This window comes from Streptomyces sp. 11x1, from assembly GCF_032598905.1.
Lineage (GTDB): Bacteria > Actinomycetota > Actinomycetes > Streptomycetales > Streptomycetaceae > Streptomyces.
Genome location: NZ_CP122458.1, coordinates 222,328 through 243,016 on the forward strand (window position 1 = coordinate 222,328; position 20,689 = coordinate 243,016).

Sequence of the window (20,689 nt, forward strand, 5' to 3'; positions counted from 1 at the left end):
CGTCAGGCGGCGGAGCCGTCAGGCGGCGGGGGTGTCAGGCGGCGGGGCGGCCGAACCAGCGGTGCAGTGCCTCGCGCAGGTCTCCGCCGTCGGTCTCGTCCGTCCACACGATGTGGCCGTCGGGCCGCACCAGGACGCAGGCCGGTGGCTGCTGCGCGGGGGCGGAGTCCTGCGGGGCCCAGGTGCCGGTGACGGTGTCGACGCGGTCGGCCCAGTCGGCGGCCGTCTTCGCCGCGGTCTCGTCGTCGCCGGTGGCGATGAGCAGGCCGCGGGCGCCGTGGAGGAGTTCGGCGACCGTCGTGCGGCTGCCGTCGGGGCGTTGGAGGACGTGGTGGGGGGCCAGGCGCAGGCCGAGCTGCGGGTGGGCGCCGGGGCCGACGTCGTAGCGGATGTGCAGGCCGCTGACGCGTCCGGCCAGGTGGCGGGCGGCCGGCTCCAGCTGCACCAGTTCGCGCATGACGGCGCGCAGCGGCTCCATCTCCTCGCCGCTGAGGTAGAGCAGCGACATGGCGTGCACGTCGGCCATGAGTTTCTCGCCGATCGGGTGCCGTTCGCTGTGGTAGGTGTCCAGGAGGTCGTCGCCGGCGTCGCCGCGCAGGACGGCGGCGAGTTTGAAGCCGAGGTTGACGGCGTCCTGGAGGCCGACGCTGACGCCCTGGGCGCCGAGCGGGGCGTGGTCGTGGGCGGCGTCGCCGGCCAGGAGGACACGGCCCTTGCGGTACCGCTCGGCCAGGCCGGTGGCGTTGGTCAGGGCGCACATCCAGGTGGCGTCGGCGTGGTGGATGTCCTCGCCGGTCAGCCGCTGCCAGGCGTCGGCGATCTCGGTGAAGGTCAGTTCGCCCTCGCCGTGGTGGGGGCGGATACCGGGTTCGTGGATGACGATGCGGTCGACGCCGGGTTCGAGGGTGACGGACAGGACCATGCCGCCGCCGGGGATGCGTTCGCCGATGGGCCGCATCCGCAGGTCGGCGCCGACCACGTCCGCCAGGTACAGGCCTCGGGTGGCCTTGCTGCCGGGGAAGGCGATGCCGGCCAGGCGGCGCACGGTGCTGTTGCCGCCGTCGCAGCCGACGAGGTAGGAGGCCGTGTCCTGTACGGGGCCGGCGGGGCCGGTGAAGTGGGCGACGATTTCGCCGTCGGTCTCGGTGAAGGAGGTCAGCTCGTGTCCGCGGCGGACCTCGACGCCGAGTTCGGCGACCCAGGTGCCGAGCATGTCCTCGGTGACCGACTGGGCCAGGCCCATGACGCCGAAGTGGCTCTCCTCCAGCAGGGAGAAGTCGATGCGGACTCCGCCGTAGTGGCCCTTGCTGCCCCAGCGGATGTCACCGAGGCGTTCCAGCAGGCCGCGCTGGTCGAAGACTTCGGCGGTGCGGCTGGTGAATCCCAGCCCCCGGGACTCGCCGCTCGGGGCGGGCAGCTTGTCGTAGACGACGACGTCCGCGCCACCGAGGGCGAGTTCGCCCGCGAGCATCAGACCGGCCGGGCCGGCTCCCACGATGATCACGCCGTGTGGCATGTCGACTCCTCGGTACAGGTGGATGCAGATCAGGAAAGCCCGCTGGTCTCGACGGGTGGTGCAGTCCGGCTCAAGTGGTGCGGTGGCAGCAGGAGTCGGGGCACCGCGGCCGGCGCGGGGCCGGGACGGGGGGCGGCCCCGTCGGGCGGGGGAATGCCGACGGGGCCGCGCTGGGGGGAGGGTCAGTAGCGGACCCGGACGAGCTGGCCGTCCGCGCTGTGGGCGTTGTTGGTGACGTACACCTGGTCGCGGGGGCCGACGGCGAGGCCGGTGGGCTGGTTCAGCTGCCCGCCGGTCGGGATCTCGGTGACGGTCCTGCTCCCGGTGTCGATCTTCGACAGCTTCGCCGGCAGCGGCGGTCCGGCCTGGAAGCCCTCGGTGAAGGACAGGGCCAGCAGGTCGCCCCGGCAGTCCACCGCCAGGTCGATCAGGTTCGTCAGGCCGGTGACGAGCACCTCGGGCTGCTTGCCGGGCACGGCCTTCCAGATCCGGGCGGAGCCGGCGACCATGCCGCTCATGTCGGCGAAGTACACCGTGCCGTCCTTGGCGCGGACGATGCCGGTGGGTACGGCCTCGGCGGTGCGCACGGGGGTGACGTTGACGGGCACCAGGAAGTCGGTGGAGGTGGTGCCGTCGCCGTGGACGCGGACGAGGTCGTTGGAGCCGGCGTCGGTGACCAGGAAGCCCGAGCCGCTGCGGATCAGGCCCCACGGGTTGGCGTGCACCTCGCCGCCGTCGGGGTTGAGCCGGGTCTCGTGGGCGGCGAGATCGCCGAGGACCTTGCCGTCGCGGGTGCGGAAGACCGTGCCCAGGGTGGCCGCGTCGGGGCCCAGCGATGCCCGGTAGTCGGTGGTGCCGCCGAGGTTGCTGACGACGTCGTAGCCGCCCCGCGGGTCGGGCACGGCGTCGGTCGGTCCGCTCGCGCTGACCGGGGCGCCGGCCGCCACGCCTTGTGCGTGGGAGGCCAGTCCGCTCACCACACGGCCCTTGAAGCTGCCCTTGACCTTGTAGACGCCACCGGTGGCTCCGACGCAGCTCTGCCCCTCGGCGCAGCCGGGAAGGCCCTCACCGGCCTCGGCGACCAGGATCGTGCCGTCGGACAGGACGGTGATGCCGCGGGGGTTCTTCAGATGGTCGGCGACGACCTCGATCGTGGCCGCGGTGCCGGCGTGCGCCGCCGGAGCGGTCAGCACGGGGGCCGCGACGACGGTGGCGGCGGCCGCCGTCATCAGGCCCGTTCTCCAGGACCTACGTGATATCGACATGATTCTCCCTGACTCGCTCTTGGCTCCCGCTTCTTCCGAGCAGCTGTGCAATCTGCGCCAGAATAGGGGAGAAATGGTTTTCGCATAACCGAGGAAAAACAATCCCAGGGCGTATTGAATTAAAATTCGAGTGATGCTCCAGGGGCATTTATTTCGGTGTTCTCAGTGCCCGGTCCACCAGTGCGGCGGCGGCTCCCGTGTAGTCGGCCGGATCGAGCAGCCGGGCCAGAGCGCGGGGCGTGAAGTGGCGCTGGACGTCGGGGTGTTCGGCGAGGATCTCGGCGAGCGGCCGGGACATCTCGGCCGCCCGCAGCGAGGCGGCGGCCAGCAGTTGCCTGGCCGCCACCCTGCCCAGATGCGGGGCGAGGGCCGCCGCGAGCCGTTCGGAGACGAGCTGCCCGCCCGTCGCCGCCAGGTTGGCGCGCATCCGCTGCGGACGCACCGTCAGGCCCCGCACCAGTTCCACCGCGGTGTGGGCGGCGCCGCCGGTCAGCCGCAGGCATTCGCGCAGGGGCTGCCACTCCGCGTGCCACCCACCCGCCGAGCGTTCGTCCTCGGCCGGCAGACACTGCGCCAGGACGGTGGCCAGGGCGGGCACCTGAAGAGCGGCGGAGCGGATCAGGGTGGCCAGGACCGGGTTGCGCTTGTGCGGCATCGCCGACGACACGCCGCGGCCCTCGACGGCCGGCTCGGCCACCTCGCCGATCTCGGTGCGGGCCAGCACCAGCACATCCGCGGCGATCTTGCCGAGGGCGCCCGTGGTGCAGGCCAGAGCGGCTCCCAGGTCGGCGACCGGGGTGCGCAGCGCGTGCCAGGGCAGGGCGGGCACGGCCAGCTGCGTCTCCGCGGCGAAGGCGGGCAGCAGCGTGTCCAGCAGGCCGGCGGGGGCGGTGTCCGCGCCCGTGTACTGCGCATAGCCCGCGAGAGTGCCGGCCGCGCCGCCCAGGGACACCGGCAGCCCCTCCCCCAGCACCCGCTCCAGGCGCTCGACGGCGTCGAGCACCAACTGCCGCCAGCCGGCCGCCTTCAGCCCGAACGTGGTGGGCACGGCGTGCAGGGCGAGGGTGCGTCCCGCCATCACCGTGTCCCGGTGCTCGGCGGCGAGCGGCGCGAGGGTGCCGGCCACCGTGCGCAGGTCGGCGGTGATCAGCCGCAGCGCCCGGGCGGCCACCAGCATCGCGCCGGTGTCGAAGATGTCCTGACTGGTGGAGCCCCAGTGCACGTACTCCACGGCGTGCGGCGCGTCCCGTGCCACCGCCGCCGTCAGCGCCGCGATCAGGGGGACGACGGGGTTCGCCGTCTCCCGGGCCGCCAGCGCCACCTGCCGTACGTCGAGCCGCTCGGCGCGCGCCGCGGCGGTGATCGCCGCGGCGGCCGACGCCGGAACGGTGCCGCAGCGCGCCTGGGCGCGGGCCAGGGCCGCCTCCGCGTCCAGCATGGCCTGCAGCCAGGCCGCGTCGCCGACCGCGGCCTCGACGGGGGTGCCGGCGCGCACCGGGGAGAGCAGCCCGGCGTCCGGATGGGCCGTCGGCTCCCGTTCTCTGAGCGGCTGTTCATGCGTTGTGGTCATGCCGCGCTCCTCTGCGTCGCCGGCACCGCCGCCGCGGCGGGGGTCGTGGTCGTCGTCCCGGTCGTCGCCGGGGCGGTGTCGCGGGTCGCGGGGGCCGAGCGGAGCTTGGCGGGGGCCCGGGTCAGGGCCGCGGGCAGGGCGAGCACCGCGCCCGCGATGGCGTCGGAGTCCTCCAGCGTGACCGAGCCGACCCCCGGCCTGATGCCGGCCGCGGTCACCCAGTGCACGGACTCGGTGGGCACCCCGTAGGCGAAGCGCCGCGGATGCGGCACGTCCCGGGCGTCCAGCAGGCGGTAGGGCCGCTCGGTCACCGCCAGGCCGCCGGTCTCGTAGCCGCCGCCGGCGCCGGGGACGCGATGGGGCCGGCACCCACCGGTGCGCAGCAGCTGCCGCATCAGCGGGTCCGCGGTGCGCCGCAGGTCGATCTCGGGCAGCCGCGCCTCGATCAGCACCCCCGCACGCACCCGTACGTCCTCGATCTGCGTGGAGGTCGCCACGAAGCAGGAGCCCTCCGCGTCGGTCTCGATCCGGAGGCCGGGGCCGGTGACCTGGAGGATCCCGGCGTCCATCAGCGCGGCCATCTCCTCGATGCGGGAGGCGGGCGGGCCGATCGACAGGTAGGCGTTGAGCGGCGTGTACCAGCCGTCCAGCTCCGCGCGGTGGGAGTCGGCGTCGAGCCCGGCGTGGTCGACCGCGAGCCGCACCTCGTTGCGCAGGTCCCGCAGCACGTCCAGGGCCGCCTTGACGGGGCCGCTGACGTTGCCCTGGCGGGCCAGGCGCACGTCCTGCTCCAGGTGTCCGCGCAGCCACACGCCGAAGGACTGCGCGTCCTCGAAGCGGCGCTCGCCCCAGGGGCGGGTGACCAGCCGCCAGTCCCAGCGCTCCTCGGGTGCGATGCCCGCCTCCTGGAGCAGCAGCTCCTCCTGGCGGCCCGGCGCGCAGGTGAGGAAGCGGCGGGCGAACTCGGCGATACGGTCCGCGTCCTGACGGCCCGCCAGCAGCGTCTCGCTGTAGACGCACGCCACCTCCTTCGCGATCAGCGGCCACAGGTCGGTGCCGAAACGCAGCGGCCGCCGGCCGGGCGCGCGCAGCGAGGCGAGGTACTCCTCGGTGAGCAGGCGCGGGAGGTAACGGCCGTGCGCGCCCTTCTCGTTGTCGCCGCGCGCCTGGTACGGCACGCCGCGCCGCGAGCCCGCGTACAGGCGCGGTTCGCGGCCCGAGGGGCGGTAGACCAGGCGGCCGTCGGCGGCGCGTTCGAAGACACCGCCGCGGGCGTGCGTGAACAGCGCCATGTAGTCGAAGAAGTTCAGGCCCAGACCGCGCAGCAGGACGTTCTCGCCCGGCGCGACGCCCGACAGGTCCACATCGGCGGGGTTGGCGGGCTGGACGTAGGTCAGGCCGTGGCCCTCGGCGAAGGCCGCCAGGCCGGCTTCGGTGTCCGTCGGTGCGACCGGCACATGGCCCTGGGCCAGCACCACCGCGGACAGCCCGGTCAGCCGGGTGCCGTCCTCCAGCACCACGGTCTGGGGGGCCGCGGCCGGCTCGGCGCGGGGGTCCTCCTCCAGGGCCACGGCCCGCTGGGGGTGCACCGTCACGGTGACGTGGTCCGGTGCGCCCGCGGTGACCTGGTCGAACACCCAGGTCAGGTAGTGGCCGTACAGGGCGCGGGTGGGGTAGGTGTCCGGGCCGAGGCCGCGTGCCTCGGCGAGGATCTCCTCGTCCAGCGGCAGGCCGGTGCCCGGGATGAGGGCGCCCGGGCCAAGGGCCGCCGCCCACTCGTACAGGCTCGGGCCCTCCTCCAGCGGTCCGTCGATGCGGACGCTGGCGTCGGTGTAGAGGGTGACCTGCGAGGCGACGGTGTTCATCAGCAGGTGCCGGGACTGCGAGGGCCGCCACACCCGGCCCGGTCCGGCCGGGCCGGGGTCGACCACGTGCACGGTGAGTTCGGCCCAGCGCGGGGAGCTGCGTTCCTGGGCGCACAGCCGTTCCAGGACGGACAGCCCCCGCGGTCCGGCGCCGACGAGGCACACTTCCATCAGTACCCAGCCAGGGGACGCCCCGCTTTAGCGGGGTGGGGAATGGCTTCTGAGCCCTGCTCTGACCTCAACTGTGCGCACGGATCTGCACTGTTCACCTGAGCCCACCTCTCTGCCGTATTAGACCTGTGGCGTGTGTATAGTGATCGCGTGGCTGTGACCAGGAAGGTTCGCCGGTTCTCCGGCGGCGTGTACGACCTCGGGCTCCATGTGGTGTGGTGCCCGAAGTACCGCCGTCCGGTCCTCGGCGGCCGGGTCGCGGAACGACTGGACGAGCTGATCCGGCAGAAGGCGGAGGAGCGCGGCTGGGAGATCGTCGCCCTTGAGGTGATGCCCGACCACGTCCACCTGTTCGTGAAGCACGACCCGAAGTCGTCGGCCTCGTACGTGGCCAACCAGTTCAAGGGCTTCACCTCCCGCGTGCTGCGCGAGGAGTTCCCGCACCTGAAGTCGCGGATGCCCACCTTGTGGTCGTCGTCGTACTTCGCGGCATCGGCCGGCGCGGTCTCGGCGGCGACGGTCGAGAAGTACACCAACACCCAGTGGGAACGCCCGGGGAAGAGGGGGGACGGCTCGTGATCCGCGCGTACAAGTTCCTCCTGCGCCCCACGGTCCGTCAGACGGCCGCGCTGGGCGAGATGCTGCGGGATCACCGCTCGCTGTACAACGGCGCCCTTCAAGAGCGGCGCGACGCCTACCGGCACGCCTCGAAGACGAGTGTCAAGTACGGGGACCAGTCCGCACAGCTCAAGGAGATCCGGGCGTTCGACCCCGAGCGTCAGGGCCGCTGGTCGTTCCCTTCCCAGCAGGCCACCCTGCGCCGCCTCGACAGGGCATTCGCCGCGTTCTTCCGCCGTGTCAAAGCCGGGCAGACTCCGGGTTACCCGCGCTTCAAGGGCGTCGGACACTTCGACACCGTGGTGTTCCCGAAGAACGGTGACGGCTGCCGCTGGGACTCCACCCCCCACGACCCCGTCACCCGCGTACGCCTGCAAGGCGTCGGGCACATCCGCGTGCACCAGCACCGCCCCGTGCACGGCCGGGTCAAGACGATCTCGGTGAAGCGCGAGGGCAACCGCTGGTACGTCGTCCTGGCCGGCGACGAGGTGCCCGCCGAGGAACTGCCGCCCACCGGGGCGGTCGCCGGTATCGACATGGGCGTCGCCCACTTCTTGACCACCTCGGACGGCGAACACGTCGCCAATCCCCGTTTTTTTCAAGCGGCGGCCGAAGAACTCGCCGAAGCGCAGCGGCACCTGGCGACGTTCCCCAAGCGCACCAAGCGGCGTACCAAGGCACACCGGGCCGCCGCCCGGAAGGTCGCCAGGCTGCACGCCAGGATCAGGCGTCAGCGCGCCGACTTCCACCACAAGACCGCCCGCGCGCTCATCACCGACCACGACGTGATCGCGCACGAACGGCTCAACACAGCGGGCATGACCCGCACCCCCATGGCCAAGCCCGACCCGGCAGGCGACGGCGCGTTCCTGCCGAACGGTGCCGCCGCGAAGGCCGGGCTCAACCGCAGCATCCTCGACGCGGGTTGGGCGCAGTTCCTCGGAATCCTGGCGAACAAGGCTGAGAGCGCCGGTCGCCTGGTGGTCCCGGTGGACGCGCGCAACACCTCCCGCACGTGCCCCGACTGCGGGCATGTCGCGAGGGAGAACCGCGTCACCCAGGAAATGTTCCAGTGCACGGCGTGCGGGTTCGCGGCGAACGCGGACCACGTCGGCGCGACGAACGTCCTCAACAGGGCCGGGCTGGCCCTCTGCCCGGCGGCCTAGCCACCGACACAGGAAGCCCGCGCGTTTACGCATGGGTGGAGTCACACGTCCGCTGCTCACAAGGACAGACCTCTTCCTGAGGGTTCCGGGCGGAGCGGGGCGCGCGCGTGCCGTCGGCGACGTCTGCCTGCTCCGCCGCCACGGTCGGCCGAGGCGCTCAAACGAGGGTGGGACGGTGGTGGAGGCAGCGATGCCGAGAAAACGTCAGACGGCGGGGAGGCCGGGCAGCAGGGAGGTCAGCCGGCCGAGGGCGCCGAGGAGCAGCTGCACCGCGCCGTCCACGGCCGGGGCGGGGGTGGTACGGGCGCGGGTCGTGAGGTGGACCAGGGCGGTGACGGCGAGCAGCAGCAGGGCCGCGCGGCGGTAGTCGCCGCAGGCCCTGTCGTGAAGCGGCGGGGGCAGGGCCGCGGCCGGGGCGAGGGCCAGCGCGCCGAGGCAGACGGTGGCCCAGGGCACCCACAGGTGGGTGGCGAGCGTGACGTCGGCCAGGCGGCCGGTGGACAGGGCCAGTACGGTCGCACCGACGAGGGTGGCCAGGTACGGGCCCCGTTCGCGGGCGGGGAGGCGTTCGGCGAACAGCGCCACCACACCGGCCGTCGCCCCGCCCGTCCCCAGGCCCTGGACGACACGTGCGGCGAGCAGCGGGCCCGCGTCCCGGGCGGCGGCACCGAGCAGCGTGCCCGCCACGAGGAGGGCGAGGGAGCCGATCACGGCGCGGCGGCGGCCGTGCCGGTCGGCGAGGGCCCCGAGGGCGGGCAGGGCGGCGGCCGTCACCAGCGGCGCCCCGGTGGCCGCCCACGACGGACCGCCGCGCGCCGCGGACACGTCCAGCTGGCAGAACAGGATCGCCAGGACGAGCGGGGGCAGCAGCAGACTCACGGCGTGGCGGCGCACCATGGGCCCGGCGCGCCGTACGGCTGCCGTCGGCGCAGTGCGCCGTACGGCGGCCACGAGGGGTGTGCGCGGCGTGGCTGTGGTGTCGTGCGGGCGCAGCGGGTCACGTGCCGGTCGCTGAGGCAACCGGACCCACCCCCTCTCCCCCGGCTCGTCGTCGGCGCCACCGCGCGCGGCAGGCAGTACAGCAAGGGCCGCTCAAGGGCGCGTCGAGGCCGGGTGCAGGGGCGGGGCGGGGTTCAGCCGTGCCCGAGTCTGAAGCCGACCCCGCGCACGGTCACGATCCAGCCGCTGGCGCCGAGTTTGCCGCGCAGGCTGCTGACGTGGGTGTCCACCGTGCGGCGTGACCATGTGTCACCCCAGACCCGGTGGAGCAGCTGCTTGCGCGGGATGACCGTCTCGGGGTGCGAGGCGAGCAGGCACAGCAGGTCGAACTCCTTGCGGGTGAGGGTCACGCCGACGCCGTCCACGGTGACCTCGCGGGAGTTGACGTCGATGCGCAGCGAGCCGTGCCGGATCTCCTCGAGGGTGCTGGGCTGCCACCGGGTGCGGCGCATCACGGCCTCGATGCGGGCCATCAGCTCGCGCATCCCGTAGGGCTTGGTGACGTAGTCGTCGGCGCCGGCCTGCAGGCCCAGGACACAGTCCAGTTCCGAGTGGCGGGCGGTGACGATGATGACGGGGACGCGGCTGGCCGAGCGGATGGCGCGGCACACCTCCAGCCCGTCCAGGTCGGGCAGTTCCAGCGCGAGCAGCACCAGGTCGGCGTCACCGTAGGCCTGCAGCGCCGCGCCGCCGCGGGTGACGCCGACGGGTTGGTGGCCGTGCCGGCGCAGCTGGGCGATCAGGGGGTCGCCGAGGTCGGGGTCCACCACCAGGACGCGCACCGCCGTGGAGACCGGGGCCGCGGCAAAGGCCGGGGCGGCCATGGAGGCCATGGGGGCCCCGGGTACGCCGTCGGCCGGGCGAACCGGCTGCGGGGCGGGTGTGTGAATCTCCGGCAGCGTCTGTGCCGTCGTCATCTGGCTCATGCCTCCCCCAAGGGTCCTGCGCGGCGGTCCGCTCCCGACCGTAGGCACCGGCGGTCGAGTCCGGCTGAAGCCCGGATACGTGGCCGTGTCCAGGCGGTGACCGGTGGTCCGGTCGTCCGTGGTCCTACGGGTTCAGCACCCACGCCGAGTGGTGGGCGGTGAAACCGATGTGCGGGTAGTACTGCGTGGCGGCCGGCGCCGACAGCAGCACGATCTTCGCCGTCGGGGCCTGCTTGCGGGTGGCGTCGATCAGGGCGCGGCCGATGCCGGAGCGCTGGTGGGTGTCCGCCACCGCGATGTCGGACAGGTAGGTGACGTAGGAGAAGTCGGACACGCTGCGGGCGATGCCGACGAGCGTGCCGTCGGCTTCACGGGCGACCAGGACGAGGTTGGCGTTGCGCACCATCGCCGCCATCCGCTCGCGGTCGTCGGCCGGGCGCCGCTCGCCCAGGCCGGAGCAGCGGTACACCTCCAGCACCTCGTCCAGGTCCAGGGCGGCGCCCTCCACCCGCTCAATCGTCCAGGTCACGAAGGATCTCCAATCGGCTGCGCACCACGTCGTGGTGGGTGAGGAAGCGCTCGGGTCCGAGCGCGGGCAGGTCGATGCCCTCGTGGGCGAGCGTGGCGGAGAAGTGCTCGCCGGTGGCGATCGTCCGGTTCGCCGCGGCCTGCACCGAACGGTAGGCCCGCTCGCGTTCGACGCCCTCGCCCAGCAGGTCGGCGAGGACCGGCGAGGAGTAGATCAGGCCGTCGGTGGCGTCGAGGTGCGCGCGCATGCGTTCGGGGTGCACGGTCAGCGCCTGCACCAGTTCGGCCGCCTTCGTCGCCTGGAAGTGGCCCACGCACAGGCTGTCGGGCAGGACGACCCGTTCCACCGACTGGTGGGCGAGGTCCCGCTCGTGCCACAGCGCCACGTTCTCCAGCGCGGCGGAGGCGTAGCCGCGCAGCAGGCGGGCCAGCCCGCACAGCCGCTCGCTGGTGGTGGGGTTGCGCTTGTGCGGCATGGCGCTGGAGCCCTGGTAGGCGCCGGCCCGGGGCTCCTCGACCTCACGGACCTCGGTGCGCTGCAGCAGCCGCAGTTCCAGGGCGACCTGTTCGACGCAGGCGCCGAGCGCGGCGACCGCCTGCAGGAGCTGGGCGTGCCGGTCGCGGGCGACGACCTGGCTGGGCACGGGCTCCACGCCCAGGCCGAGCGCCCGGCACACATGGGCCTCGACGGCCGGGTCGATCAGGGAGTAGGTGCCGACCGAGCCGGAGACCGTGCCGACGGCCACGGCCTGGCGGGCGGCGGTCAGCCGGGCCAGGGAGCGGTCGGCGGCGAAGGCGTAGCCGCCGAGTTTGTGCCCGAACGTGGTGGGCTCGGCGTGGATGCCGTGGGTGCGGGCCACCATGACGGTGTCCCAGTGTTCCAGGGCCCGCTCGGCCAGGACGCGCCGCAGCCGCCGGGCGGCGGTGATGAGCAGGTCGGTGGCGCGGGCCAGGGTGTGGCCGAGGGCGGTGTCGACCAGGTCGTAGCTGGTCATGCCGAGGTGGACGAAGCGGGCGGAGTCCTGCGGGATCGGCTCGCAGTAGGCGGCGAGGAAGGACAGCACCTCGTGGTCGCGTTCCTTCTCGATCTCGGCGACGCGGGCGGCGAGCGGGACGGGCGCGCGGCGCATGTCCTCCAGGGCCTGCCGGGGTACGCGGCCGAGTTCCACCTGGGCCTCGGTGGCGAGGATCTCGACCTCGACCCAGGTGGCGTAGCGCGACTGGTCGGTGAACAGGTCGGCCATCTCGGGCAGGGTGTAGCGAGGAATCATCGTCGGCCTTCGTCCGGGGGTGGTGGGGAGAAGGGGCCAGGGCAGCAGTCCGCCGCGCGCCGTTACGCCGTAATAGGGGGCGGGGAAGGGGTGTGGGGCTGGGGCCCGGTGCGGGGGTGTGTCCGCGCCCCCGCACCGGGCCCGGCTTCGGCAGCGCTCCCTCAGTACGCTCCGAAGTACTCGCGCTGCTCCCACTCGGTGACCTGGCCCGGGGTGGGTGCGGCGTGTGTGGTCCAGGCCTCGTAGCGGCGCAGTTCGCTCTCCTTGAGCCTGGTCAGGCAGGCGGTCAGCGGGGCGCCCAGGAGGCGGTCGGCGCGGCCGCCGGTGAAGGCTTCCAGGGCCTGGCGCAGGTGCTGGGGCACCACTTGGCCGGGTCCGTCGTCCGGCCCGGCCCCGGCCCCGGCCCCGGTTGTGGCCGGGGTGGCGGTCAGGCCGGTGAGGCCGGCGAACAGCTGGGCGGCGATGTTGAGATAGGGGTTGGCGCACGGCTCGCCCATGCGGTTCTCGATGTGGGCGCCGGCGCCGCTGCCGACCAGGCGGAGCATGGCGGTGCGGTCCTCCACGCTGTAGCCGACGCGGGTGGGGGCCAGGGCGTGCTCGGCGGCCAGGCGGCGGTAGCCGTTGACGGTGGGCACCGACAGCAGGCACAGCTCGCGGGCCCAGGACATGAGGCCCTCGGCGTATGCCTTGCCCTGCGGGGACAGTCCGCCGGAGAAGCCCTCGGCGGAGAAGACGTTGCGGCCGGTGGCGCTCTCCACGATGGACTGGTTCAGGTGCCAGCCGCTGGGGTCGGCGGCGGCCAGCAGCGGCTGGGACATGAAGGAGGCGTGGTGGCCGCGGCGGGCGCAGAACCGCTTGGTGTGGGTGCGGAACAGCAGCATCGCGTCGGCGGTGTCCATGGCCGTCATGGGGCTGAAGGTGGTCTCCACCTGGCCGGGGCCCGACTCGTGCTCCATCGAGCGAAGGGGCAGGCCCAGGGCGAGCAGGTCCAGGGCGAGCGGGTCGGTGACGGGGGCGACGGTGTCGTAGGCGGCGTCCAGGTTGAACTGGTAGCCGGCGTTGACGGCGCACACGCGCGGGGCTCGGCCCTGCAGGCCGAAGCCGTTGCCCTCGTTGCCGGCCTCGTCGTCGAGGCGGCGGGTGAGGTACCACTCGACCTCCAGGCCGAGCACGGGGGTGAGCCGGCGGTCGGTGTAGGCGGCCAGGACGCGGCGCAGGACGGCCCGTGCGGACAGCGGGTGCTCGGTGCCGTCGCGCAGGTACTCGTCGCCGATCACCCAGGCGGTGCGCGGGCCGGGGCCGGGCAGCACCTGGAAGGTCAGCGGGTCGGGCACCAGGACGAAGTTGCCGGCGCCGGTGATCTCGTCGACGCCGATGCCGTGCTCGCCGCGGAAGTCGACGGCGACGGCGTGCCCGGTGTCGAACAGGAACGGGCCGGGGCTGAAGTTCATGCCGCCCTGCAGCACGCCGCGGAAGGCCTGTGCGGTGAGGGTCTTGGAGCGGGCGAGTCCGTGCGGGTCGGCGAAGGCGACGCGCACGAGGTCGACGTCGTCCAGGGCTGCTTCGAGGCGTTCGGCGGCGTCCTGCTGGGCGGCGTCCCACAGCCCGTGGTCGGTGACGAACGACGGGCGTCCGGCGCCGCCTTCGGCGACGGGGACGGACCATGACCTGGCATACATGGCTTCAGAGCGTCCTTTCGCCGGTGACGGCGGGGGTGAGGTCGGGCACGGGCGGGCGCGGCAGCGGCGGCAGCATCGCCTCCAGGCGGCGGGCCACGGTCAGGACGAGGTCGTCGGCGCCGACCGGGCCGACGAGCTGGAGTCCGGCCGGGAGTCCGGAGCGGGTCGGTCCGGCGGGCAGGGACACGGCCGGCTGGCCGGTCATGTTGTACGGGTAGGAGGCGGGTGCCCAGGCCAGCCACATCAGGTCGCGCGGGTCGGCCGCCCAGGGCGGTCCGACGGCGTCGGCGGCGAACGGTTCGACGGGCACGGTGGCCATGGCGAGCAGGTCGTAGCGGTCCATGACCGAGCGCAGGGTGGCGCGCAGGTTCTGGCGCACCTCCTCGGCCCGGATGACGCGTACACCGCTGAGGGTGCGGCCGTGGCGGACGATCTCCAGGCGGCCGGGGTCGCAGAAGGACTCGATCTCCGGCGGGGTGCCGGCGGCCTCGGTGGCGGCGAGGATGTCGACGACGGCCGGGTAGAGGTTCTGGCAGCGCACCTCGACGTCCTCGACGCGGTGCCCCTCGGCCAGCAGTGCCTGTCTGCCCTGTTCGGTGACGCGGCGGATCTCCTCGTCGGTGCCCTCGTACTCGATCCAGCCGATCCTGAGGGCCCGCAGGTCGCGCGGGGAGTCCAGGGAGCCGAGTCCGGAGTCGGGATCGGTGGGGTGGGGGCCGGCGATGACCTGGCCGAGCAGGCCCACGTCGGCGACGCCGGCGGCGAGGGGGCCCTGGTGGGCGAGGCGGTCGGCGCCGTTGGGCCAGTAGGGCACCCGGCCGTAGGAGGGCTTGTAGCCCACGACGCCGCAGAACGCGGCCGGGATGCGGATGGAGCCGGACCCGTCGGTGCCCAGCGCCCCCTCGCACAGTCCGGCGGCGACCGCGGCGCCGGCGCCTCCGCTGGAGCCGCCGGCGGTCAGCCGCGGGTCGTAGGGGTTGCGGGTGGGCGGGGCGACGCGGCCGACGGTGGAGGCGCTCCAGCCGAACTCGGAGGTGGTGGTCTTGCCGACCACGACGGCGCCGGCCGCGCGCAGCCGGGCGACGGCCGGGGCGTCCTCGCGGGGCCGGTCGTTGGGCAGCAGCGAGCCGCGGGTGGTGGGCAGGTCCCGGGTCTGCAGCAGGTCCTTGACGGAGACGGTGACGCCCAGCAGCGGCTGTTCCCACCAGGCCTCGCGGCCGCGTTCGCGGATACGGGCGTCGGCCTGCTCGGCGGCTTTGAGGGCCTCCTCGCCGCCGGCGGCGACGTAGGCGCCCAGGGTGTCGCGTTCGCGGATGTCGGCCAGGACGGAGCGGACGTGGTCGACGACGGTGAGCTCTCCTCGGGAGAGGAGGTCCTTGAGGTGGCTGATGCTGCGGGCGGTCATCGGGCTGTCCTCGAAGAGCGCCGGGGTCCGGGGAGCGGGCGGGGTCCGCCGCGGGGGTCAGGACGCACGGCGGACCTGCCCGGCGGCGGTGGCGTCGGTGCCGCCCGCGATGGCCGACCAGTGCCACGGGGAGTCGAACGCGGTGACCTCGACGGGCCGGCCGGCTGCGGCCATGGCGGCGGCGAGGCTCGTGGCGCGGGCGACGAACGCCGACACGCGGTGCGCGGCGAGCAGGTCCTGCTCGTCGAAGGGTTCGCCGGCGCAGCGCAGCAGCCTGAGGTCCATGAAGCCGTGGAAGCGGTGTCCGTCGACCTCGACCGTCTGCGGGGTGCGCAGCGCGAACCGCACGTTGTTGTTGACGTGCCCGTGGTGGTGCTGGTCGGAGTGGAAGGAGATGTCGGGGATGGTGGGGGGCACGAAGTGGTCGCGGGCCCTCACCTCGGGTTCGCGGGGCAGGTTGCCGGCGATGAAGTGCCAGGAGTTGTACTGCATGCGCGAGGACATGGCCCAGGCCGCGTCGGCGAGGGCGGCCGGGGAGCCGCCGAAGTGGCGGCGTGCCTCGGGGCTGGGGACCACGCAGCAGAAGAAGCGGGTGATGTCCCAGTCGCAGATCTCCGCCCAGCGTTCCTCGCGCAGGGCCGAGATCAGTTCGGGCAGCGACCGCATGCCGCGGCTCATGGTGAAGTCGGCCTCGAACGCCTCGGTGGTCGCCGCGACCGTCTCGTAGACGAGGGATTCCAGGCCGGTTTCGAAGTCGCCGTGCGGGTCGGCGAGCCAGTCGGGGGATGCGGCGAGCCGGTCGCCGAGTTCGGCCAGGGTGGTACCGGCCAGCGGAAGCCTCTCGGCCAGCCGGGCGCAAACGGCGTCCTCGCGGGCGCGGGCCCGCTGCCCGGGGGCGGCGGCCACCCGCTCGATCTTGTGCATGAGCGCGCCGTGGATCTCGCGGTAGAGCTGGGCGCCGCGCTGGGTGGCGGGGCGGTGTGCGCGCAGGGCGACGGCGAGGGCGTCCAGCGCGCGGATGTCCTGTGAGGCGGCCGGGGGGATGGTCTCGCCGCCCAGCACGCTGTTGTAGCCGCGGCGGATCCGCTCCAGCATGTGGGCGACGTGGCCGACGGTCAGCTGGGTGCCGTTGGCCTCCTCCACCCGGCCGGGGCCGGCCGAGCGGATGAGCAGGGTGAGGCAGACCAGCAGCTGCACCTCGCTGTCGGACCACAGGTCCAGCGGCCTTTGCTGAAGGTCGCTCAGGGTGCAGTCGGGGTGGCCGGGCCACAGGGTCTTGCCGGTGAGATTGTTGGGGCCGCGGAAGTTCGTGTACAGCTTGTCCTGCTGGTACAGCACGAACGGGGCGGTGCGCAGGGCCGCTTCCTTGGCCTGCTCCAGCAGTTCCTGACGGCCCTGTTCGCCCTGCTGGTGCAGCCAGGTGCGGCAGTCGGCGGCCGAGCGGTCCTCGCGTGCGGCGGCGTGCCGCAGCAGTTCCTGGTAGGTCCGCAGGGTGCGGGCCGGCCACGCCACCTGCCGTGGCCGGCCGACCAGTTCGGGCCGGCCGAGGGGGTCGCTCCCGGGCACGCGCACCCTGATGCGGCCGCCGGTGGACAGCCCGATCTCGCCGAGGAAGGCGGCCTCCCGCTCCTCCCGCGGGGCCGGCGCCGGCGCGGGGGTGTTCTCCTCCCGCCAGGACACCCCGCACAGTGCCTGCAGCGCGGCCTCCTCGGCGCCGCCGAGCGCGCGCAGCTGCACGTCGGCGGGGACGTGCCCGTCGAGACTCAGCAGCACCTCGACGAACGAGCGCAGGTCGGCGGCCTGTTCGGCGCGGTGCCAGGTGTCCTTCAGCAGCCCGGGGAAGCCGGCGTCCGGGTCGAAGGCGTGGTCGGGTGTCTGGGTGCCGGCCGGGATGCCGAGCCGGCTGGGGCGGCGGCTGATCCGTTTGCGGGCGTTGGCGGCGCGGCGGGTCTCGGCCCGTTCCTGGCCTCTCATGGGGTTTCCTCGGCGGTCAGCCCGATGTGGTTCCACATCGCCTCGTCGGTCGGCGTCCAGTCCTCGTCGACGTAGATGCAGTCGACGGGGCACTCCAGCACGCACGCGGGGCATCCCGAGCACAGCTCGGGGATGATCACCACGTCCAGGCCGCGGTCGAAGATGGCCCCGAACTCCGCGGGGCAGCTGCGCAGGCAGGTGTCGCAGGTGATGCACTCGGACTTCTCGATGCGGCGGGGCGGCTTCTTCCAGTTGTCGGGGCGGGCGCGTTCGGTGATCCGTTCGGCCCGCCCGGACAGCGCGGCCGACGAGGCGATCTTTTTCACGGCGGAGACCTTTTTCGTGAGTCGTCTTGACCACAGCCGGAGTCGGACGCCCTTGATGTTCCGGGACGTATCTAGACCGGTCCCTGAGCTGAGTTAAAGACCGGGTCGAGCCCCGGGGAGGGGCTGATTCCGGTCAGGCCCGCCGGCTGGAGCAGCAGCCCGTGGCGGAGGCGGTGCGCAGTGGTCGCCGAGGGGGGCCAGGACGCCGTCGAGGTCCTCGGCGGGGTGCGCGCCGGTGCGGTGGGCGAGGTGGACGGCGCTGCCGTCGTGGCGGAGGAAACACACCGTTCACCGCCCGGCGGGGATCGGGCGGGCGGGTGTGCCGCGCAGCACGGAGTTGCCCTGGTGGGTGGGCCCGGTGGCGGTGAGGCAGAGGTCGAGACGGCCGGAGAGGGAGTAGAAGGCGACCGGGTTGCGCCACAGCACGAGGTCCACGGTCAGGAGCGCCGGGAGCCTGAACGGGTCGGCCCGGGCCCGCACGGTGTCCCCGGCCGCGGGGCGGGCGGGCGGCCGCGAGGCGAGCGTGCCGGCACCGGCCCGCACGCCGGTCCCACCACTCCCGCCGGTCCCGCCGGTCCCGCCGGTCCCGCCGGTTCTGTCGGCTCCGTCGGCTCCGTCGGTTCTTTCGGTGTGCTTATCGGGGGTCCTTCAGGCGTTCGGCGAAGGCGAGCAGGTGGGTGTACTGCTCGGCCAGGGAGGCCGGGGCGCCGGGGTCGGCGTCCTTGAAGTAGAAGGCGAGTTCGGGGCGCGGGCCGGACAGGCCGCGTTCATGGGCGCGGGCCAGCAGCCGGGCCAGGTCCAGCACCAGCGGGGCGGCCAGGGCCGAGTCGCAGCCCTGCCAGATCGTCTGCAGGACCATGCGGGTTTCGAGGAAGCCGTCGAAGGCGACGTGGTCCCAGGCGGTCTTCCAGTCACCGAGCGCCGGTACGTCGTCGATGTGCACCTCGCCCTCGGGCGTCGTGCCGAGGGTGTCGGTGAGGACCCGCTCCTTGCCGGCGTTCTTCGCCGCCGCCGCGGCCGGGTCGGCGAGCGAGGCCCCGTCACCGCCGCCCAGCAGGTTGGTGCCGGACCAGGCCCGCACGGCGAGCGCCCGCTGGGCGAACATCGGCCCCAGGACCGAGCGGAGCAGCGTCTGCCCGGTCTTGCCGTCCCGGCCGGCGTACGGCAGGCCCGTCACCGGCGCGGTCACGGCGAGCTGGGGGTGGCGCAGCCCGGTCGAGGGCGTGAAGTTGACGTAGGAACAGCCCACGCGCAGGGCGGCTGCCGCGTACAGGGAGCTGGCGGGCCAGCCGCCGGGCTGGGGGGCCGGTTCGGTGGTGGCGACGTTCACCACGACGGTGCGGGCCGCGCCGGTGGTGTGCGCGAACTCCCGCAGGTGCCCGGCGAGGACGCCGGTCAGCTCCTCGTGGCCGCGTCCGTCGCCGGGCAGGGGCACCCCGGGGCGGATCCGCCTCTCGGCGGCGGCCAGTTCCTCCCGGACCGCGGCCGGCATCCAGTGCGGCAGCACCCCTTGGGCGGCGAGGTCCTCCGCCCGTTTGGCCAGCGGGGTCGCGGCCGTGTCGTGGCCGCCGAAGACCAGCGAGGGCAGCGGGGGCAGGCCGCTGTCGGCGAATGCCTCGGTCTCGGTGACCAGGCCCGTGGGCGGTATCAGGCCGGCCGTCAGCGCGGCGCAGCCGGCGATCGCCGTCGTGGCGAGCGATCCGCGCGCCCCGATCAGCCACACGCCGGTCGGCGCGGGGGCGGCGGGAGTCTTCGGGTGAGGGGACACAGGCAGCCTCCATGAGTGTCGGTCGGGGCGGGGCGGCAAGCGGATGCCCGGTCAGAATGCCGAGCGGCCCGGCGGGCGGGCGTCGTTCTCCGGCGCGCGTCGAGCGGGCCGCGAGCCGCTCTGCGCCGGATGTGATGCGCGCCCCCCGGGGCCTGCCCCGCGGACCCCGGCGGCGTCGCGGCGGGCGTGCGGGCGTGGGGCCGCGGCCGGTGGGCACGGGACGCCTCCGCGTCGGGGGCGGGGGGTGGGGGTGTGCTGCGGCCGGGGCGGGAGCGGAGGATCCCGTTCATGGCCGGCGGGAAAGGGGCCGGTGTGGTCGTGCGGGCGGGCTCCTGGGGGCGTTGTCAAACCGGTGCGCCGAAACTCCAGCGGTGTCCGAGTCGCTCTCCAGGGCTGCGCCAAGGCCCGTCCCTACCGTGGTGGCCTGGTCCCTTCCGGCGGTCGGGGCCTTTCTTTTCCCGCCCCTGTCCTGGAGGAATCTGATGCCCGAACTGCCGCCCCCGCACGTCGTCCGGGAAGCGGAGAAGGCCCGTGCGGATCTGCAGCGGCAGAGCCGTCAGCTGGCGCCTGCGCCGTTCGCCCTGCTGGAACTGGCCATGGGGTCCATGGTCACGCAGGCGCTGTATGTCGTGGCACGGCTGCGGGTCGCCGAGGAGCTCGCGGACGGTCCGCTCGGTGTCGAGCACCTCGCCGAGCGGACCGGCGCCGACGCCGACGCCCTGGGCCGGGTGCTGCGGCTGCTCGCCTCGCACGGTGTCTTCGCCTCACGCCCGGACGGGACCTGGGAACTGACACCGATGGCCGACGCGTTGCGTGCCGACCACCCCATGACGATGCGTGACATCGCCGTCCTGATGGGCCACCCCACGCACTGGGAGGACTGGAGCCGTCTGCTGGACTCGGTCGTCACCGGCGAGCCGAGCCTGCCCAAGCACCGCGGGATGGGTGCCTTCGAGTACCTGGAGCAGAACCCGCAGTACGGCGAGGTGTTCATCCGGGGCATGGGCAACATGTCCGACACCGAGACCGGACCGGTCGTCGCCGCCTACGACTTCTCGCGCTTCCACACGGTCGTCGACTTCTGCGGCGGACGCGGCGGGCTGCTCTCGGGCATCCTGCGGCAGGCACCCGGGGTCCGGGGCATCCTGTCCGACCCGCGGGTGGAGGGCAACGGCGCGGCCGGGTTCCTCGCCGGGCAGGGCGTCGCCGACCGCTGCACCACCCATGCCGGCGGGCTGTTCGACCCGGTGGTGGAGGGCGGGGACGCCTATGTGCTCAAGCACATCGTCCACGACTGGCCCGAGGAGCAGGCGCTGCAGATCCTGCGCAACGTCCGGTCCGCGATCCGGCCCGACGGCCGTCTGCTGCTGGTGGAGATGGTGATCCCGCAGGACGGCGACGAGCCGCACTCGGGCAAGCTCGTCGACCTGTGGCTGATGCTGCTGGTCGGCGGCAGGGAACGCACCGCCGCCCAGTACGCCGACCTGCTCCTGCGCGCCGGCTTCCGCCTGGAGCGTGTGGTGGAGACGGCCTCGACGGTCTCGATCGTCGAGGCGATCCCCATCTGACCGGCCCGGCACACCGGCACGTCGTACGGCCCCCGCGGCGCCCTGATCGAGGGCACCGCGGGGGCCGTTGCCGT

The 20,689-nt window shown here is 73.7% G+C and carries 16 protein-coding genes and 1 pseudogene; 3 read left to right on the forward strand and 14 right to left on the reverse strand.

The features are described 5' to 3' along the window. Window positions 1-34: 34 nt before the first annotated feature. From P8T65_RS01060 to P8T65_RS01075, 4 genes are all read right to left on the reverse strand, one after another. Entirely contained in the window at window positions 35-1,516 is a 1,482-nt protein-coding gene (locus tag P8T65_RS01060; RefSeq protein ID WP_316723527.1) for an FAD-dependent monooxygenase, read from the reverse strand. A gap of 182 nt (window positions 1,517-1,698) precedes the next feature. Then, complete coding sequence (locus P8T65_RS01065) at window positions 1,699-2,781, reverse strand: ScyD/ScyE family protein (protein ID WP_316723528.1); 1,083 nt, start codon at window positions 2,779-2,781, stop codon at window positions 1,699-1,701. A 148-nt stretch (window positions 2,782-2,929) separates the two neighbouring features. Further along, window positions 2,930-4,351 (reverse strand): 3-carboxy-cis,cis-muconate cycloisomerase, encoded by a 1,422-nt coding sequence (gene pcaB, locus P8T65_RS01070; RefSeq protein WP_316723529.1) that lies wholly within the window; start codon window positions 4,349-4,351, stop codon window positions 2,930-2,932. Then, complete coding sequence (locus tag P8T65_RS01075) at window positions 4,348-6,387, reverse strand: FAD/NAD(P)-binding protein (protein WP_316723530.1); 2,040 nt, start codon at window positions 6,385-6,387, stop codon at window positions 4,348-4,350. Before P8T65_RS01075 ends, pcaB begins: the two co-directional genes overlap by 4 nt. 150 nt (window positions 6,388-6,537) lie before the next feature. Here P8T65_RS01075 and tnpA point away from each other — a divergent pair, with 150 nt between their 5' ends. Both tnpA and P8T65_RS01085 read left to right on the forward strand, forming a co-directional pair. Beyond that, window positions 6,538-6,966 carry an IS200/IS605 family transposase gene (tnpA, locus tag P8T65_RS01080; RefSeq protein ID WP_399098096.1) on the forward strand — a complete coding sequence of 143 codons (429 nt, stop codon included), beginning with the start codon at window positions 6,538-6,540 and terminating at the stop codon, window positions 6,964-6,966. Beyond that, entirely contained in the window at window positions 6,963-8,171 is a 1,209-nt protein-coding gene (locus tag P8T65_RS01085) for a transposase (protein WP_316723531.1), read from the forward strand. The genes tnpA and P8T65_RS01085 overlap by 4 nt, the downstream gene beginning before the upstream one ends. A gap of 204 nt (window positions 8,172-8,375) precedes the next feature. Here the strand turns inward: P8T65_RS01085 and P8T65_RS01090 are convergent, their stop codons facing one another. The 10 genes and pseudogenes from P8T65_RS01090 to P8T65_RS01135 form a co-directional block, all read right to left on the reverse strand. Beyond that, complete coding sequence (locus P8T65_RS01090; RefSeq protein ID WP_316723532.1) at window positions 8,376-9,191, reverse strand: MFS transporter; 816 nt, start codon at window positions 9,189-9,191, stop codon at window positions 8,376-8,378. Window positions 9,192-9,304: 113 nt separating this feature from the next. Further along, a complete protein-coding gene (locus P8T65_RS01095; protein ID WP_316723533.1) occupies window positions 9,305-10,096 on the reverse strand; it encodes a response regulator transcription factor in 792 nt (263 codons plus the stop codon). A 124-nt stretch (window positions 10,097-10,220) separates the two neighbouring features. Beyond that, window positions 10,221-10,625 carry a GNAT family N-acetyltransferase gene (locus tag P8T65_RS01100; protein ID WP_316723534.1) on the reverse strand — a complete coding sequence of 135 codons (405 nt, stop codon included), beginning with the start codon at window positions 10,623-10,625 and terminating at the stop codon, window positions 10,221-10,223. After that, window positions 10,609-11,895, reverse strand: coding sequence for an adenylosuccinate lyase (gene purB, locus P8T65_RS01105; RefSeq protein WP_316723535.1), 1,287 nt, complete (start codon window positions 11,893-11,895; stop codon window positions 10,609-10,611). The genes P8T65_RS01100 and purB overlap by 17 nt, the downstream gene beginning before the upstream one ends. A gap of 161 nt (window positions 11,896-12,056) precedes the next feature. Further along, a complete protein-coding gene (locus P8T65_RS01110; protein WP_316723536.1) occupies window positions 12,057-13,574 on the reverse strand; it encodes a glutamine synthetase in 1,518 nt (505 codons plus the stop codon). A 4-nt stretch (window positions 13,575-13,578) separates the two neighbouring features. Then, complete coding sequence (locus tag P8T65_RS01115) at window positions 13,579-14,979, reverse strand: amidase family protein (RefSeq protein ID WP_316723537.1); 1,401 nt, start codon at window positions 14,977-14,979, stop codon at window positions 13,579-13,581. Between the two features lie 57 nt (window positions 14,980-15,036). After that, window positions 15,037-16,953 carry a hypothetical protein gene (locus P8T65_RS01120; protein WP_316723538.1) on the reverse strand — a complete coding sequence of 639 codons (1,917 nt, stop codon included), beginning with the start codon at window positions 16,951-16,953 and terminating at the stop codon, window positions 15,037-15,039. Further along, window positions 16,950-17,279, reverse strand: coding sequence for a 4Fe-4S dicluster-binding protein (locus P8T65_RS01125; protein WP_184903552.1), 330 nt, complete (start codon window positions 17,277-17,279; stop codon window positions 16,950-16,952). Before P8T65_RS01125 ends, P8T65_RS01120 begins: the two co-directional genes overlap by 4 nt. 288 nt (window positions 17,280-17,567) lie before the next feature. Then, window positions 17,568-17,714, reverse strand: a pseudogene (locus tag P8T65_RS01130) (hydrolase TatD); the annotation flags it as partial. 199 nt (window positions 17,715-17,913) lie between these two features. After that, window positions 17,914-19,047, reverse strand: a complete 1,134-nt coding sequence (locus P8T65_RS01135) for an inositol-3-phosphate synthase (protein WP_316723539.1) — start codon at window positions 19,045-19,047, stop codon at window positions 17,914-17,916. Window positions 19,048-19,529: 482 nt separating this feature from the next. On the opposite strand from P8T65_RS01135, the gene P8T65_RS01140 reads away from it, so the two are divergent. Beyond that, window positions 19,530-20,615 (forward strand): methyltransferase, encoded by a 1,086-nt coding sequence (locus P8T65_RS01140; RefSeq protein ID WP_316723540.1) that lies wholly within the window; start codon window positions 19,530-19,532, stop codon window positions 20,613-20,615. The last annotated feature ends 74 nt before the right edge of the window (window positions 20,616-20,689 follow it).